14 protein-coding genes are annotated in these 17215 nt (G+C 65.1%); 6 read left to right on the top strand and 8 right to left on the bottom strand.

What is annotated here, in order from left to right:
- Position 1: 1 nt before the first annotated feature.
- From sucC to BRAD3257_RS01815, 5 genes are all read right to left on the bottom strand, one after another.
- The gene (gene sucC, locus BRAD3257_RS01835; protein WP_122400405.1) at positions 2–1198 is read right to left on the bottom strand and encodes an ADP-forming succinate--CoA ligase subunit beta; all 1197 of its coding nucleotides are present in this window, start codon (positions 1196–1198) and stop codon (positions 2–4) included.
- 224 nt (positions 1199–1422) lie between these two features.
- Complete coding sequence (gene mdh, locus BRAD3257_RS01830; protein WP_122400404.1) at positions 1423–2391, bottom strand: malate dehydrogenase; 969 nt, start codon at positions 2389–2391, stop codon at positions 1423–1425.
- Between the two features lie 248 nt (positions 2392–2639).
- Positions 2640–3827 (bottom strand): cell division protein ZapE, encoded by a 1188-nt coding sequence (zapE, locus tag BRAD3257_RS01825; protein WP_122400403.1) that lies wholly within the window; start codon positions 3825–3827, stop codon positions 2640–2642.
- Positions 3828–4008: 181 nt separating this feature from the next.
- On the bottom strand, positions 4009–4545 hold the full coding sequence (thpR, locus tag BRAD3257_RS01820; protein ID WP_122400402.1) for an RNA 2',3'-cyclic phosphodiesterase: 537 nt from the start codon (positions 4543–4545) through the stop codon (positions 4009–4011).
- A gap of 173 nt (positions 4546–4718) precedes the next feature.
- Positions 4719–5354 carry an arylesterase gene (locus tag BRAD3257_RS01815; protein ID WP_162500064.1) on the bottom strand — a complete coding sequence of 212 codons (636 nt, stop codon included), beginning with the start codon at positions 5352–5354 and terminating at the stop codon, positions 4719–4721.
- A 55-nt stretch (positions 5355–5409) separates the two neighbouring features.
- Between BRAD3257_RS01815 and BRAD3257_RS01810 the strand changes: the two genes are divergently transcribed.
- From BRAD3257_RS01810 to BRAD3257_RS01795, 4 genes are all read left to right on the top strand, one after another.
- A complete protein-coding gene (locus tag BRAD3257_RS01810; RefSeq protein WP_122400400.1) occupies positions 5410–6132 on the top strand; it encodes an ABC transporter ATP-binding protein in 723 nt (240 codons plus the stop codon).
- Complete coding sequence (locus BRAD3257_RS01805; protein WP_122400399.1) at positions 6129–8699, top strand: ABC transporter permease; 2571 nt, start codon at positions 6129–6131, stop codon at positions 8697–8699. Before BRAD3257_RS01810 ends, BRAD3257_RS01805 begins: the two co-directional genes overlap by 4 nt.
- Before the next feature lie 272 nt (positions 8700–8971).
- Positions 8972–9763: a Bax inhibitor-1/YccA family protein gene (locus tag BRAD3257_RS01800; protein ID WP_025575992.1), complete on the top strand. Its 792-nt coding sequence runs from the start codon at positions 8972–8974 to the stop codon at positions 9761–9763.
- 258 nt (positions 9764–10021) lie between these two features.
- Positions 10022–10552: a GNAT family N-acetyltransferase gene (locus tag BRAD3257_RS01795; RefSeq protein WP_122400398.1), complete on the top strand. Its 531-nt coding sequence runs from the start codon at positions 10022–10024 to the stop codon at positions 10550–10552.
- A 146-nt stretch (positions 10553–10698) separates the two neighbouring features.
- Here the strand turns inward: BRAD3257_RS01795 and BRAD3257_RS01790 are convergent, their stop codons facing one another.
- From BRAD3257_RS01790 to acnA, 3 genes are all read right to left on the bottom strand, one after another.
- Positions 10699–11067, bottom strand: a complete 369-nt coding sequence (locus BRAD3257_RS01790; protein ID WP_122400397.1) for a DUF2794 domain-containing protein — start codon at positions 11065–11067, stop codon at positions 10699–10701.
- 582 nt (positions 11068–11649) lie between these two features.
- Complete coding sequence (locus tag BRAD3257_RS01780; RefSeq protein ID WP_122400395.1) at positions 11650–12426, bottom strand: DUF1223 domain-containing protein; 777 nt, start codon at positions 12424–12426, stop codon at positions 11650–11652.
- A 228-nt stretch (positions 12427–12654) separates the two neighbouring features.
- Entirely contained in the window at positions 12655–15375 is a 2721-nt protein-coding gene (gene acnA, locus BRAD3257_RS01775; RefSeq protein WP_122400394.1) for an aconitate hydratase AcnA, read from the bottom strand.
- Positions 15376–15616: 241 nt separating this feature from the next.
- Here acnA and ccmA point away from each other — a divergent pair, with 241 nt between their 5' ends.
- On the top strand, positions 15617–16219 hold the full coding sequence (gene ccmA / locus BRAD3257_RS01770; RefSeq protein WP_122406322.1) for a heme ABC exporter ATP-binding protein CcmA: 603 nt from the start codon (positions 15617–15619) through the stop codon (positions 16217–16219).
- Positions 16220–16478: 259 nt separating this feature from the next.
- Positions 16479–17147 (top strand): heme exporter protein CcmB, encoded by a 669-nt coding sequence (ccmB, locus tag BRAD3257_RS01765; RefSeq protein WP_122400393.1) that lies wholly within the window; start codon positions 16479–16481, stop codon positions 17145–17147.
- Positions 17148–17215: the final 68 nt, after the last annotated feature.

Below are 17215 nucleotides of genomic sequence, written 5' to 3'. Positions count from 1 at the left end.
CTTAGCCTCCCTTGACGGCCTTCACGATCTTCTGCGCGGCGTCGTCGAGATTGTCGGCCGGCACCACGTTGAGGCCGGATTCGCGGATGATCTTCTTGCCGAGCTCGACATTGGTGCCTTCGAGACGGACCACCAGCGGCACGCTGAGACCGACCTCGCGCACCGCGGCCGTGACGCCCTCGGCGATCACGTCGCACTTCATGATGCCGCCGAAGATGTTGACCAGGATGCCCTTCACGTTGGGATCGGCGGTGATGATCTTGAATGCGGCCGCGACCTTCTCCTTGCTGGCGCTGCCGCCGACGTCGAGGAAGTTCGCCGGCGCCATGCCGTAGAGCTTGATGATGTCCATCGTCGCCATGGCAAGACCGGCGCCGTTGACCATGCAGCCGATGTTGCCGTCGAGCGCGACGTAGTTGAGGTCGTACTTGGACGCCTCGATTTCCTTGGCGTCTTCCTCGGTCTCGTCGCGCAGCGCGAGCACCTCGGGATGACGGAACAGCGCGTTGTCGTCGAACGACACCTTGGCGTCGAGCACGCGGAGCTGGCCCTGCTTGGTCACGACCAGCGGGTTGATCTCCAGCATCGACATGTCCTTGGCGACGAAGGCGGCATAGAGCTGCGCCGTGAGCTTCTCGGCCTGCTTGGCGAGATCACCGGAGAGCTTGAGCGCCTTCGCAACCGTGCGGCCGTGATGGCCCATGATTCCGGTGGCGGGATCGACTGAGAAGGTCACGATCTTCTCGGGCGTGTTGTGCGCGACGTCCTCGATGTTGACGCCACCCTCGGTCGAGACGACGAAGGAGACGCGCGAGGTCTCGCGGTCGACCAGGATCGAGAGATAGAACTCCTTGTCGATGTCGGAGCCGTCCTCGATGTAGAGGCGGTTGACCTGCTTGCCGGCCGGGCCGGTCTGCACCGTCACCAGGGTTGCGCCCAGCATCTGCTTGGCGAATTCGGCGACCTCGGCGGCCGATTTGGCGATGCGGACACCGCCCTTGTCGCCGGCCGAGGCTTCCTTGAACTTGCCCTTGCCGCGCCCGCCGGCGTGGATCTGGCTCTTCACCACCCAGACCGGCCCGGGCAGCGCCTTGGCCGCAGCTTCTGCGTCGGCGGCTTTGAGGACCGGCACGCCCTTGGAGATCGGCACGCCGAACTCGTTCAGCAGCGCTTTGGCCTGATATTCATGGATATTCATATGGTGCTCCCTGAACCCGCGGGCGGGGACCCCATGGGCCCACCTCAGTCTTGTGGCTGGCATACCATATACCACAGGAACTGCAACCCGGATTCTTTGCCTTCAAGATCTCTGGACTGCGAACCGGAGCCCCGCCCAGCCTTCAACAAGGGTTGCAGCCGGGGTCCGGAAGTGAAACCGCCGAAGACCGGATTTCGATCTTCGGCGGGGTATCTGCTTGCGCCTTAGCGGCCGAGAAGGTCGGGGGCGATCTTCTTGCAGGCGTCGACCAGGCCCTGCACGGCGCCGACCGACTTGTCGAAGGCCTCGCGGTCCTTGCCGGCGAGGTCGATCTCGACCACGCGCTCGACGCCCTTGGAGCCGATCACGACGGGCACGCCGACATACATGTCCTTCACGCTGTATTCGCCATTGAGATAGGCGGCGCAGGGCAGCACGCGCTTCTTGTCCTTCAGATAGCTCTCGGCCATCGCGATCGCCGACGCGGCCGGGGCGTAGAAGGCCGAGCCGGTCTTGAGCAAATTGACGATCTCGGCGCCGCCGTTGCGGGTGCGGTCGACGATCTCCTCGAGGCGCGCCTGCGAGGTCCAGCCCATCTTGACGAGGTCGGGCAGCGGAATGCCGGCGACGGTGGAGTACTTCACCAGCGGCACCATGGTGTCGCCATGGCCGCCGAGCACGAAGGCGGTGACGTCCTCGACCGAGACGTTGAACTCGTCGGCCAGGAAATAGCGGAAGCGCGCCGAGTCCAGCACGCCGGCCATGCCGACGACCTTCTTGTGCGGCAGGCCCGAGGCCTTCTGCAGCGCCCAGACCATCGCGTCGAGCGGGTTGGTGATGCAGATGACGAACGCGTCCGGAGCGTACTTCTTGATGCCGGCGCCGACCTGCTCCATGACCTTGAGGTTGATGGAGAGGAGGTCGTCGCGGCTCATGCCGGGCTTGCGCGGCACGCCGGCGGTGACGATGCAGACCTTGGCGTTGTCGAGCGCCTCGTAGGAGTTCGCGCCGGTGTAGTGCGCGTCGAAGCCGTCGACCGGCGAGGACTGCGCGATGTCGAGCGCCTTGCCCTGCGGCACGCCCTCGGCGATGTCGAACATCACGACGTCGCCCAGTTCTTTCAGGCCGATGAGGTGAGCCAGCGTTCCGCCGATCTGACCGGAGCCAATCAAAGCAATCTTGTCGCGCGCCATGTGAACCTGTCCTTTAGACACGTAAGGAGGTGAAAACTGAGACGGGTGGTTATCCCTTTCGCCTTCCCCGTTCAAGTCGCCCAATGCCCAATTGTCGGGCTTGCCGACGTCTCGGGCACGCAGCCCCTCATCCGGGATGCGCCGATAGGCGCAGCCCCGGAATGCATCGGGCGACAGAGCTTGTGGCCCGATGGATTCCGGGTTCGCGCTTCGCGCGTCCCGGAATGACAGCGCTAGCGAAATAGGACTTAAGTCTCCACCAGGCCTTTGGTCGAGCCGCTGGCGGTGGAATCCTTGCGGCCGTGAGGCAGCGCCAGATAGGATTCCGAGCTCATCTCGATCAGGCGCGAGGCGGTCCGCTTGAACTCCATGGCCTCATTGCCCTCGGTGGCGAGGTAGAGCGAGATCGGATTGGCGTCGGCCGAAGCCATCAGCTTCACGGCGTTGTCATAGAGCGTATCGATCAGCGTGATGAACCGCTTGGCGGCGTTGCGCTGGGAGAAGTCCATGACTGGAATATGGTCGACCAGGATGGTGTGATACTCGTGCGCCAGCCTGAGGTAATCGGATGCACCCAGCGGCTTCTCGCAGAGATCGGCGAAGGAGAACCGCGCCACGCCGTGGGCCGAGCACGGCACGTGCAGGATGCGGCCCTTGATCGAAATGTCGCGCGGCCTGCATTGTGCCCCACCTGACATCCGCTTCCAGGCACGGTCGAGCGCGGCGTCCGCATCGCCATCCGCCGGTGTCAGCCACATCGGCACGCCCTGCAGTTTCTCCAACCGGAAGTCGGTGCGGGCATCGAGCCGCGCGACGTCCATGTGATCGGTGATCTGCTTGATGAAGGGCAGGAACAGCGAGCGGTTCAAGCCACCCTTGTAGAGATCGTCGGGCGCGACGTTGGAGGTCGCAACCACGACGGTGCCGAGATCGAACAATTTCGCGAACAGGCGGCCCAGGATCATCGCGTCGGCGATGTCGGTGACGTGGAATTCGTCGAAGCAGAGCAGCCAGCTCTCCTCAAAGATCGCATTTGCGGTCAGCGCGATGACGTCGCCATCGGCGATCTCGCCGCGCGCGATGCTCTGGCGATAGTCGTAGATGCGCTCGTGCACGTCCGCCATGAATTCGTGGAAATGCGCGCGGCGCTTGTGCTCGACCGAGCAGTGCTGGAAGAACAGATCCATCAGCATGGTCTTGCCGCGGCCGACCTCGCCATGGATGTAGAGCCCACGCGGGGCATCATCCTTGTCGCCGCTGCCGAACAGGCGGCTGAGCAGGCCCTGCTTGCGCAGCGGCTTGTAAGTGGCGAGCCGCTGGTCGAGCGCCGCATAGGCCTCGGCGACCTCGGCCTGCGCGGCATCGGGCTCGATCGCGCCAGAGGCGATCTCGGCCTGGTATGCCTCGCGGAATGGGGAACTGGGGGTGGAGAGCATGGCCCTTTACCGCCAGAGACGGACGGAAATTGCAAGCCGTCAATTGGTGCGGGGCGCTATGCGTTCCGAGTCCCGGACGCGCTGCTGCGCATAGACGGGACCCCCTATTTCGTCCATAGCCAAAATTCATTCATCGCGGAGCGCTGGGCCCCGGCTCTGCGGCCGGGGCACGGAAGCTGCGCTACTCACACAGTTCGTAGGCGTCCTCGACCACATACGGGCCGCCGCCCGTAGAGGCGCGCGAGGAGAACAGCACGAAGCGTTCGGCCATGAACGCCTTGCTTGGGAAGTAGCCGCGCAGCGAGAGATAGTCGGCGACGTCGCGGTCGGAGGCGTCGTGCAGCCGGGCCAGCGTGACGTGCGGAATGAACTTGCGTCCCTCCGGGTCGAGGCCGATCCGCTGCATCATGCGTTCGAGCTCGGCCTGCAATTCCATCAGCGGCTTGCTCGGCACGATGGTCGCGACCACCGCGCGCGGCTTGCGGCCGCCGAAGCTGGTGAGGCCCTGCACCTTCACCTCGAATGGCTTGCGGTCGACGCGAAACAGCATCGAGGCGATCTCGTTGGCGGAGGCGCCATCGATGTCGCCGATGAAGCGCAAGGTGACGTGATAATTTTCGGGATCGATCCAGCGGGCGCCGGGGAGGCCACCCCTCAAGTTGGAAAGCGACTGGCCGATCTCGGCCGGAATTTCCAGACCCGTGAACAAACGCGGCATCGTTTCGCACTCCCGATGCTTGGGTACAGCCCTCGAGCTAAGGACCATATCCAAATTAGAGCCGGCGACGAATCACCGGTACCCTGATTCCTATCGCAGTTGTGTGACTCTGCGAAGCTTCGCCCGCCTCACCCCCGTAAATCCCTGGGAGTTCGGGTTGGGACTGCCCGCTTTCAACGCCGCTGCTCAGCGATCGTGCCAATGAATGCCTCCACCATGGGCATGATCCTGCCGACGATGATGTCGACGCCGGCCGCAGTCGGATGAATGCCGTCGGCCTGATTGAGCTTGGCGTCGGCCGCAACGCCATCGAGGAAGAACGGATAGAGCGGCACATCGAATCGTTTCGCCAGATCCGGATAAATCGAATTGAAGCGCGCCGCATAGTCCGCGCCGTAATTCGGCGGCGCCAGCATGCCGCACAGCATCACCGCGATCTTGCGCGCCTTCAGGCGCTGGATGATCTCGGTCAACGCGGCGCGCGTCACATCGGGATCAATGCCGCGCAGCGCGTCGTTGGCGCCGAGCTCGACGATGACGCCATCGGTTCCGTCGGGCACCGACCAGTCCAGCCGGTCGCGGCCGCCGGAGGTGGTGTCGCCGGACACCCCGGCGTTGGTCATGTTGACCTCTATGCCCTTGATCTGCAATGATTTTTGAAGCTTTTGCGGGAATGCCTCCTGGGCCGGGAGGCCAAGACCGGCGCTCAAGGAATCGCCGAGAACGACAAGCTTGACCGGTTTCGTCGCGCCCGCCCAAGCGGGGGACGCAATCGTCATCACGGCGAGCATCAACACGGCTATGTGCATGAACAATCCGTAACGCCTCTCGACCCCGCGTGCGGAGTTGCCATATGACCGGACCATGGACACGCGCATCAATTCCTCTTCGCTCGCCACGGCCGCGATGGACACCATCGCCATCTCCAACGTCAATCTCTCATTGGGCACGGGCGCGGCACGCGTTCATATCCTGAAGGATATCAGCCTGCGCGTCGCCTCGGGCGAGACGATCGGCCTGATCGGCCCGTCAGGCTCGGGCAAATCCACGCTGCTGATGGTGATGGCGGGGCTGGAGCGTCCTGATAGCGGAGAGGTGGTGGTCAATGGCACGGCTTTCAATGCCCTCGACGAGGACGCGCTGGCGCGCTTCCGCGGCCGCCAGGTCGGCATCGTCTTCCAGTCCTTCCACCTGATCCCGACCATGACGGCGCTGGAGAACGTCGCGGTGCCGCTCGAGCTTGCCGGCGATCCCGATGCTGCGAGGCGCGCGGCGCAGGAGCTGCAATCGGTCGGGCTCGGCGATCGCCTGCATCACTACCCGACGCAGCTCTCCGGCGGCGAGCAGCAGCGCGTGGCGCTGGCGCGCGCGCTGGCGCCCGATCCCGCCATCCTCGTCGCCGACGAGCCCACCGGCAATCTCGACGAGGCAACCGGAAAGCAGATCGTCGATCTCCTGTTCAGCAAGCACGCCGAGCGCGGCATGACCTTGGTGCTGGTGACGCACGATTCCTCGCTCGCGCAACGCTGCGATCGCGTCATCCGCCTGCGCTCCGGGCGCATCGACACGCAGTCGGCGCCGGCATGAGCGCAGCTGTCGAATCGTTCGCGAAGCCGGGCGGCGTCGCGCTCTCGTTGCGTTACGCCCTGCGCGAATTGCGCGGGGGCTTGCGCGGATTCTATGTCTTCATCGCCTGCATCGCGCTCGGCGTGATGGCGATCGCCGGCGTCGGCTCGGTGTCGGCGAGCCTCTCCGACGGTCTCGCCCGCGAGGGCCGCACGCTGCTCGGCGGCGACGTCTCCTTCGTGCTGTTCCAGCGCGAGGCCAAGCCGGAGGAGGTCGCCTTCCTGCGCTCGCGCGGCACCGTCTCGACCGCCGCGACCCTGCGCGGCATGGCGCGCTCGGCTGATGGCAAGCTCGCGCTGGTCGAGATGAAGGCCGTCGACGACACCTATCCGATGCTGGGCCAGCTGACACTGGCACCGCCGCTACCGATGGCCGATCTGCTCGCGATGCGTGACGGCGCGTTCGGCGCCGCGGCCGATCCGACGCTGCTGGCGCGGCTGTCGCTTAGGAATGGTGACCGCCTCACGATCGGGTCCGCAACGTTCCAGATCCGCGCCACCGTCGAAGCCGAACCCGACAAGCTCGCCGGCGGCATCGGCTTCGGCCCGCGCTTCCTGATCAGCGAGGAGGCCTTGCGCGCCACCGGCCTGATCCAGCCCGGCAGCCTGGTGCGCTGGGTCTACCGGGTCAAGCTGCCCGATACCGCGAATAACGAGCGCGCCACCGAAGCCTTCATCGCGGACGCGCGCAGCGCCGCGCCGCAGGCCGGCTGGGAGATCCGCAGCCGCTCCAACGCCTCGCCGCAACTCGAGCGCAACATCAGCCGTTTTACCCAGTTCCTGACGCTGGTCGGCCTCGCCGCGCTGCTGGTCGGCGGCGTCGGCGTTGCCAATGCCGTGAAGAGCCATATCGATCGTCGGCTCGAGGTGATCGCGGCCCTCAAGGCCGTCGGCGCGACCGGAGGCGACGTGTTCGGCATCTATCTGGCGCAAGTGATCCTGCTTGCGGGCATCGGTTCGGTGATCGGCCTTGCGCTCGGCGCGGCGATGCCCTTCGCCATCGTCGGGCTGTTCGGCAAGCTCTTGCCGCTGCCGGTGGTGCCGGCGGTGCATGCCGACGAGCTCGCACTGTCCTTCGTCTATGGCCTGCTCACAGCGCTCGCCTTCGGCCTGTGGCCGCTCGGGCGCGTGCATGACGTGCCGGTGGCGGCGCTGTTCCGCGACACCATCAGCTCCGAATGGCACCGGCCGCGCGCGAGTTATCTGGGCCTCATGGGCGTGGTGATCGCGCTGCTGATCGCGGTCGTGATCGGCCTGTCGTTCGACAAGCGCATCGCCGCAGTGTTCGTGGCCTCCTCCGTCGTCGTGTTCGCCCTGCTGCGCGGCATCGCCGCCCTGCTGATGACGATGGCGCGGCGGCTGCCGCGGACGCGACTGCCGATGCTGCGGCTCGCGATCGCCAACATCCACCGGCCGGGCGCTCTGACGCCGTCGGTCGTGCTGTCGCTCGGGCTCGGGCTCGCCGTGCTCGTCACCATCACCCAGATCGACGGCAATCTGCGGCGGCAGTTCCTCGCGGCGCTGCCCGATCGCGCACCCTCGTTCTTCTTCATCGACATTCCGAGCGCGCAGGCCGAGCAGTTCGACGGCTACCTGCGCCAGATCGCGCCAGGCGCGACGGTCGAGGACGTGCCGATGCTGCGCGGGCGCATCGTCGCCGCGCGCGGCGTGCGCGCCGAGGAGCTCAAGCCCACCACCGATTCCGAATGGGTGCTGCAGAGCGACCGCGGCCTGACCTATACGGCCGAGCTGCCGAAGGGTTCGAAGGTGGTCGAGGGCGAGTGGTGGAGCGCGGACTATTCCGGCCCGCCGCTGGTCTCGATGGAGAAGAAGATCGCCGACGGTTTAGGCCTCAAGCTCGGGGACGAGGTGGTGGTCAACGTGCTCGGCCGCGACATCCCGGCGAAGATCAGCAATCTGCGCAATATCGACTGGCAGGGGATGGGCATCAATTTCGTCCTCGTGTTCTCGCCCAACGCCTTCAAGGGCGCGCCGCACACCCATATCGCGACGCTGACGGAGACGGGCGGAAATGCGGCAGGCGACGGCAAGATCATCAAAGAGGTCGCCGACGCCTACCCTATGGTGACGAGCGTGCGCGTGCGCGAGGTGATGGAGACGGTCGGCTCGGTCGTGACCAATCTGGCGCTGGCGATCCGCGGCGCCAGCGCCGTGACCCTGATCTCGGCGATCCTGGTGCTCGGCGGCGCGCTCGCCGCCGGCCACCGTCACCGGGTCTATGATGCGGTGATCCTGAAGACGCTGGGCGCGACGCGGCTGCGGCTGCTCGGCGCCTATGCGCTCGAATACCTCCTGATCGGGCTCGCCACCGCGGTGTTCGGCGTGATCGCCGGCAGCATCGCCGCCTGGATGATCGTGACGCGGCTGATGACGCTGAGCTTCGTCTGGCAGGCCGGCAGCGCGGCCGGCGTGGTCGCGGCCGCCCTGGTCGTCACCGTCGGGCTCGGGCTCGCCGGCACGCTGCTGGCGTTGAACAAAAAGCCGGCCACGGTGTTGCGGAATTTGTGACAAATGGTAGCGGCTAACCGCAAGGGAGCGAAATCGCACGATTCCTTGCGATTAACCACGGTCCGCTCGTCGGGATTGCGGGCGAGGGCGACATTCGGCCGCGCGTGGACGGTTGCAGCGAATGTGTTAGTTTCCCACATATCGAATGGGTTCGGAGCCCCGATTGTTAGCCAAAATTTAGTCGGCTGGCATCGGTATCCGAGATAGAGTTTGACGAACCGGCGGCATGGCGACCCTCGTGCCGGGCCGGACCAACCAACGGGAATTCGACCATGTCGGACCTAGACCGTAACTACGCTTCTCCTTTCGGCAGGGCCGCCGGGCGTGTTGACGCCGCGACGGTCGACGCCGGCCTGCGCGCTTACATGCTGCGCATCTACAACTACATGAGCATCGGCCTCGCCATCACCGGCCTTGCCGCGCTCGGCGTCTACATGGCCGCCGTGACCGACGTTCCGACCCCGGAAGCGGTCCGCGTCGGCAAGCTGTTCCTGACGCCGTTCGGCTACGCGATGTTCGTCAGCCCGCTGAAGTGGCTGTTCATGCTCGCGCCGCTGGCGATGGTGTTCGTCATCTCGGCGGGCATCAACCGCCTCGCCCCCTCGACCGCCCAGATCCTGTTCTGGGTGTTCTCGGCGCTGATGGGAATCTCGCTGTCGTCGATCTTCCTGGTGTTCACCCACACCTCGATCGTGCGGGTGTTCTTCATCACGGCGGCGACCTTCGGTGCGCTCAGCCTCTACGGCTACACCACCAAGCGTGACCTGACCGGGATGGGCTCGTTCCTGTTCATGGGCCTGATCGGCATCATCATCGCGAGCCTGGTGAACCTGTTCCTGGCCAGCTCGATGCTGCAGTTCATCGTCTCGGTGGTCGGCGTGCTGGTGTTCGCGGGCCTCACCGCCTGGGATACCCAGCGGCTGAAGAACGACTACATCTACGGCTACGCCTCGGCTGGCGGTGACATCGCAGAGCGTGCGGCCATCACCGGCGCGCTGTCGCTGTACTTGAACTTCATCAACCTGTTCACGCTGCTGCTGCAGCTCCTCGGCCAGCGCGATTAAGCTCTGGGACGGGAGAAGGACACAAAACCCCGGCCGCGAGGCCGGGGTTTTTGTTTGGGCGTGGCTGCCGCCACATACTCCGTCATTGCGAGGAGCTCGCGACAAAATTGCGTAGCGATTTTGCGCTGATGCGACGAAGCAATTCAGAGTGCCTCCGCGGATGCATTTCTGGATTGCTTTCGCTGCGTTCGCAATGACGGCGGGGAAGCAGCGTTGCCCCCTTCCAGCAGTCGCGGGAAGGCTCTAATCTCAGCCCCCATGTCCGCACCTGAAATCAGGCCCACCACCGAGGCCGACCTTCCTGCCATTACCGCCATCTACCAACAGGCCGTCCGCGAGGGCACCGCGACGTTCGAGCTGGAGCCGCCCGATCTTGCCGAGATGACGCGCCGCTATCGTGCGCTGATCGAGGGCGGCTATCCCTATTTCGTCGCCATGCTGGACGGGCGCGTGGCCGGCTACGCCTATGCCGGCGCCTACCGCCCGCGGCCGGCCTATCGTTTTACGGTGGAGAACTCGATCTATCTCGATCCCTCCTTCCACCGCCGCGGTGTCGGCACTCTGCTGCTGGAACGGCTGATCGCCGAATGCGAGGCGCGCGGCTTCCGCCAGATGATCGCGGTGATCGGCGATTCCGCCAATGCCGGATCGATCGGCGTGCACACCAGGGCCGGCTTCAAGATGATCGGCACGCATCCCAATGTCGGGCTGAAATTCGGCCGCTGGCTGGACACGGTGATGATGCAGCGCGACCTCGGCGAGGGGGCGACGAGCGTGCCGGGGAAGTAGTTCTGCACTGCACAGTCATTCCGGGGTGCGCGTCAGCGCGAACCCGGAAATCCAGAGGTTATGGACAAGCTCGAGATTCTCAGGGCGCGCAACGGCGCGCCGGAGTTCGCGACTTCGTCGCGCCCGGGAATGACGACCAACGGTCGTCACACCACGGCCAGCTTGCGATCGATCACCAGCAGCACGCGCTCGAGTTCGTGGCCGCGGCGCAGGATCAGGCCCGTCGCCGAGATCACGCTGTACATGCCCTGCTTGCGCGCGAGCCGCGGATCCTTCTCGATGCGATAGATCGGGACTTCCGAGGCGCGGCGATAGACCGAGAACACCGCGCGGTCCTTCAGGAAGTCGATGGCGTAGTCGCGCCACTCGCCGTCGGCGACCATGCGGCCATAGAGATTGAGAATACGATGCAGCTCGAGCCGGTTGAACGTCACCCGGTTCGGCTGCGCATTCGCGGCGGAGCGCGCCGCCGCGCGCTGCTCGCTCGGATCGGCATCCTCCGAGATCAGGCTCATGGGAAGCGCCTCCTCATCGCACTGCAATGAACCGCATCACACCGGAACCGAGTTCATGACAATCGCATGATCGCGCCAACCGTTCCGCACCGCAAGGGGTTCAACCGATCGAATTGGACGGGGATCGGGACGCACGCACTGGTGGAACTCTGTCGCGGCAAACCGTCACGGGATCGTGCTCAAGAATCTTAGTCTCGCCGCTTTTCCGCCAAGCGCCTGCCGCCCTGCATTGCGAAAAGAATCGCGTGCGTTGACCCGGTCCTTTCGGTTCCGGATTCCTCAGCCCCCAGCCCCCCGGGGTCGAACAGGATCGGGTCTGTACGCACGGCAAGGAGGGCCAACGCAAGTTGGTCCTTTTTGGTTTGTGTCGGGATGTTTCCGGCGCCCACTCTCTCCGAACATCCGCGCGAAGATTCCCTCCCCTCATCCCAAAGGCCGCGATCCCAAGGGCCGCGCTCTTCGCGCGGCGTCTCGAAGGATGCAAGGCCGAGCTGCATCAGCGGGGGCTTTGCATGGTTCGAGACGCGCAAGGGTGCGCTCCTCACCATGAGGAGTGGGAGCGAACGTAGCGATAGAAACGAATCAATGCAGCGACGTGTACGCCGCGCCCAGCATCGGGCCCGGCTTCTCACGACTGCCGTCCTGGACGTACACCACCGCGCCGTCGACGCCGTCGCGCGTGAGGTTCTCGATCGGCACCGTCCAGCTTTCCGGACGCCCGGTCCAGTCGCCGACCTTGAGCAGGTTGCGCACCACGTTGTGATAGGTGACCTGCTGTCCGCGATTCTCGCCGCGGGTGATCGCGATCGGCACCGACTTGGCGATCGAGCAGATCCAGACTTCACCGCGCGAGACCGTCGGCTCCTTGCTTGCGTCCACCGAGACGTTGATCTGCTTGCCCGAGAGTGACATCGTCACCGGCACGCTCATCACGCCGGCGCCCTTGTCGGTCTTGCCGATCGCACTCTCGATGCCCGCGCGGTCGCTGCCGATCACATGCGTGGAGCCGTTGACGACGACCTGCGGTGTGTAGACTTCGCGGTCGCCGCGCATGCGCGAATAGGCACGTTGCCGCGCAGAGAAGCGCGAATCCGCCAGCGTGTCCTTCCAGCCGAGATAGTCCCAATAATCGATCGGCATGCTCAGCGCGATGACCGAGGGATCCTTGGAGAGATCGCCGATGATCTGGTCGGCGGGCGGACAGGACGAACAGCCCTGCGAGGTAAATAATTCGACAACGGCGCGGGGATCAGCCTCGGCGGGGCGTATGACGGCGATGATCGCACAGATGCCGAGAGCTCCCGACCAGAGGGCACCAGACCAGCGGGAAATCGGATGAGTAGCCGTCATTGTCGTCATGTCGAACGCCGCACACCATTGCTCGTGAGAGGGAAATCTTATCGCCTGATGGTCACCGTAGTCTTACGGGGCGCGGCACATTCGTCCAGGCAACCGTCCAAGGGAGGTTTTCCGCCGGGCGGGCCCATCTGAAGCGTACCGCAAACGCGTGAAGGCGGCCTTTTGATAGGCCGCCTTCGTCAGGGCTTCTACTCACTTCGCAGTGAGCCATCGTTCACAAATCCGCGCTTACGCCGCGAGCTTGCGCAGCACGTAGTGCAGGATGCCGCCGTTGCGGTAGTAGTCGAGCTCGTCCAGCGTATCGATGCGGCAGAGCAGCGAAACGCGCTGCAACGAACCGTCGCCGGAGACGATCTCCGCGGTCAGCTTCTGACGCGGCCTGAGGTCGCCTTGCAGGCCGCGGATGGTCACCTTCTCGTCGCCCTTGAGGCCGAGCGACTGCCAGGAGGTGCCTTCCTCGAAGGTCAGCGGCAGCACGCCCATGCCGACCAGGTTGGAGCGATGGATACGCTCGAAGCTCTGGCAGATCACGGCGCGAACGCCGAGCAGGCGCGTACCCTTGGCGGCCCAGTCGCGCGAGGAGCCGTTGCCGTATTCGGCGCCGGCGAACACCACCAGCGGCACCTTCTCTTCCTGGTACTTCATCGCGGCGTCGTAGATCGACATCTGCTCGCCGTCGGGCCAGTGCTTGGTCAGACCGCCCTCAGGGATGTTTCCATCCGCGCCCTTGAGCATGAAGTTCTTGATGCGGATGTTGGCGAAGGTGCCGCGCATCATCACTTCGTGGTTGCCGCGACGCGTGCCGTACTGATTGAAATCGGCGGGGCGCACCTGATGCTCGCTGAGATATTTGCCGGCGGGCGAGGTGAGCTTGATCGAACCGGCCGGCGAGATGTGGTCGGTGGTGATCTTGTCGCCGAACATGGCGAGGATGCGCGCCTCGACGATGTCGGTGACCGGCTCCGGCTCCTTCTTCATGCCTTCGAAGTAAGGCGGGTTCTGCACATAGGTCGAAGACATGTTCCAGCGATAGGTCTCGCTCTCGACCGTCTTGATCTTGCGCCAGTTGGTATCGCCCTTGAACACGTCGGCATACTTCTTCTTGAAGATCGACGCGGTCACGAACTTCTTCATGAAGGCGTTGATCTCCTTGGCCGTCGGCCAGATGTCCTTCAGGTACACCGGCTTGCCGTCCTTGCCCTCGCCGAGCGGCTCGGTGGCGAGGTTCTTGGTGACGCTGCCGGCGAGCGCGTGCGCAACGACCAGCGGCGGCGAGGCCAGATAGTTCGCCTGCACGTCCGGCGAGACGCGGCCTTCGAAGTTGCGGTTACCGGAGAGCACGGCAGCGGCGACGATGCCGTTGTCGTTGATCGACTTCGAGATCTCCTCCGGCAGCGGACCGGAATTGCCGATGCAGGTGGTGCAGCCGAAGCCGACCAGGTTGAAGCCGACCTTATCGAGATCCTTCTGGAGGCCGGAATTGGCGAGATACTCGGCCACGACCTGGCTGCCCGGGGCGAGCGAGGTCTTCACCCACGGCTTCGCTTTCAGGCCCTTGGCCGCCGCGTTACGCGCGAGCAGGCCCGCACCGATCAACACGCTGGGATTCGAGGTGTTGGTGCAGGAGGTGATCGCCGCGATCACGACGTCGCCATGGCCGAGATCGAAGTCCTTGCCTTCGACCGGGAAACGCTTCGCCGGCTCCTCGGCCTTCTTGTACTCGCTGGCGAGCGCGAGCGAGAAGCCTTCGGCGACCGAAGGCAGCGCGATGCGGCCTTCGGGACGCTTCGGGCCGGCCATCGACGGCACGACGTCGCCGAGGTCCAGTGTCAGCAACTCCGTGAACACCGGATCGGGCGACTTGGCGGTGCGGAACAGGCCCTGCGCCTTGGCATAGGCCTGCACCAGCGCGACGCGGGCCGAGGCACGGCCGGAGGTCTTGAGGTAGTCGAGCGCGGCGGCGTCGACCGGGAAGAAGCCGCAGGTCGCGCCGTATTCGGGCGCCATGTTGGCGATGGTCGCCTTGTCGGCGACCGAGAGGTGGTCGAGGCCGGGGCCGAAGAACTCGACGAACTTGCCGACCACGCCGAGCTTGCGCAGCATCTGCGTCACGGTCAGCACCAGATCGGTCGCAGTGACGCCTTCCTTCAGCGCGCCCTTCAGCTTGAAGCCGACGACGTTGGGCAGCAGCATCGACAGCGGCTGGCCGAGCATGCAGGCTTCCGCCTCGATGCCGCCGACGCCCCAGCCGAGCACGGCGAGACCGTTGACCATGGTGGTGTGGGAGTCGGTGCCGACCAGCGAATCGGGATAGGCGACCTCGAAGGTGCCGGTCTTCTTGCCGACCGTCATCTTCTCCTTCTTGGTCCAGACCGTCTGGGCCAGATATTCGAGGTTGACCTGGTGGCAGATGCCGGTGCCGGGCGGCACCACGGAGAAGTTCGAGAACGCCTTCTGACCCCACTTCAGGAACTCGTAGCGCTCCTGGTTCTGCTTGTATTCCTCGACGACGTTCTTGCCGAAGGCCTTGTTGTCACCGAAGAAGTTCACGATCACGGAGTGGTCGATGACGAGGTCGACCGGCACCAGCGGATTGATCTTCTCAGGCTCGCCGCCGAGCTTCTGCATCGCGTTGCGCATCGCGGCGAGGTCGACCACCGCGGGCACGCCGGTGAAGTCCTGCATCAGGACGCGCGCCGGGCGGAAGGCGATCTCATGCTCCAGCGACTTCTTGCGCAGCCATTTCGACACCGCGACGATGTCTTCCTTCTTGACCGAGCGGCCGTCCTCGTTGCGCAGCAGATTCTCGAGCAGGACCTTCATCGAATAGGGAAGCTTCGAAATTCCCTTCAGACCATTCTTCTCGGCTGTGGGCAGGCTGTAATAGACATAGGTCTTGGCGCCGACCTTGAGGGTCTTTTTGCATTTGAAGCTGTCGAGCGAGGTCATGTAGGAGATCCCAATTGTTAGTTATACCCGGCAGGGTATTTTAACACCGTCAGCGTATCAGGCTGGGCCGCTTGCAGGGGCAGGTTGAGTTGCCGCATCAACTAGTTCCGGGCTTATAGAAGCTTTCTAACCGCACCGCCACAGCCACAATCGTGCCGCAGCAACCGCTGAGCCAAAAATTCCCATGCGCTACCCCAAGATTTCCTGAGGCCTGGCTGTGAGCTGGTTGAAGCGAGGCGAGATGCGGCTGGCAGGTCATGGGCTCAGATGCGTGCGGGGCGGGCGCGAGGTGTTCGCCGGCCTCGATTTCGCGGCCGTCTCGGGCGAAGCCCTGGCGGTGATGGGTCGCAACGGATCGGGCAAGACCTCGCTGCTGCGGCTGATCGCGGGCCTGCTGGTTCCCGCCGGCGGGACGATCGCGCTGGACGGAGGCGACGGCGAGCTGACCTTGGCGGAGCAGTGCCACTATCTCGGCCATCGCGATGCCCTGAAGCCGGCGCTGAGCGTTGAGGAAAATCTGGCATTTTGGGCTGATTTTCTCGGCGGCGAGCGTTTTGAGGCGGCCGAGAGCCTCGCCAAAGTCGGCCTCGACCATGCCACCCATTTGCCCGCAGCCTTCCTCTCAGCCGGCCAGCGCCGCAGGCTCTCGCTGGCCCGGCTGCTGACCGTGCGCCGCCCGGTCTGGCTCCTGGACGAGCCGACCACGGCGCTGGATGTGGCCGGCCAGGACATGTTCGGCGGCCTGATGCGTGAGCACCTGTCGCGCGGCGGCATGATCGTCGCCGCCACCCACGCGCCGCTCGGGATCGAATCGCGCGAGCTGCGGATCGGGGATACGGCGTGATTCCGATGCACCCTCAGCTTTCCAAGCGGCCTGGCGCCGCCCTCTCCGCTCCCTCGCCGCTCCCGCTTGCGGGAGAGGCCGGCATAGGCGGCCCTTGGCCGCCGTCCCTCAAAAACGCCGATGCTTTGCATCGGCTATGGCCCCGGATGAGGGCTCTCTCCTCTGGGGGAATCTTCGTTGTCGAGAAACCCTCTCCCCGGCCCTCCCCCGCACGCGGGGGAGGGAGCGCACCGCCCCTGGGGCACAATGGGAGCACCCCATGACCGCCCTGTCCGCCCTGATCCTCCGGGACATCAGGATCGCGCTTCGCGTCGGCGGCGGGGCGCTGATCGGGGTGCTGTTCTTCCTGACCGTGGTGGTGCTGATGCCGTTCGCGGTGGGGCCGGATCTGGCGCTGCTGTCGCGGCTGGGACCGGCGATCCTGTGGCTCGGCGCGCTCCTGGCGAGCCTGCTGACCCTGGACCGGCTGTTCATGGCCGACCACGAGGACGGCTCGCTCGACCTGATCACGATGGGCCGGATGCCGTTGGAGCTCGCCTGCGCCGCCAAGGCGCTGGCGCATTGGCTGGCCACCGGCCTGCCGCTGATCGTCGCAACCCCGCTGCTCGGCCTTTTGCTCAACCTCGACATGGTCGCGACCGGTGCGGTGGCGCTGACGCTGCTTGCGGGAACCCCGGCCCTGACCTTCACTGGCATGATCGGTGCGGCGCTGGCGGTGACGCTGCACCGTGGCGGATTGCTGATGGCCGTTCTCGTGCTGCCGTTGTCGATTCCCGTGCTGATCTTCGGGGTCGCGGCCTCGCAGGCGGTGATCGTCGGCCCGATGACCTTCGGCGCGCCGTTCTCGATTCTATGCGCCCTCTCGCTGGTCAGCTTCGTGATCGGCCCGTTCGCGGCGGCGGCGAGCCTGCGGCATGGACTGGACTGACCTTGACCCCGATCAACTTTCGCGACGGACTTTCGTGCTGATTGCCTGAGCGGCCCCCGGTGACTATC

The sequence above is a fragment of the Bradyrhizobium vignae genome, assembly GCF_900324035.1.
Taxonomy (GTDB): domain Bacteria; phylum Pseudomonadota; class Alphaproteobacteria; order Rhizobiales; family Xanthobacteraceae; genus Bradyrhizobium; species Bradyrhizobium vignae.
The sequence above is the reverse complement of the archived record's forward strand: the minus strand, read 5'-3'. Positions and strand labels throughout refer to the sequence as shown.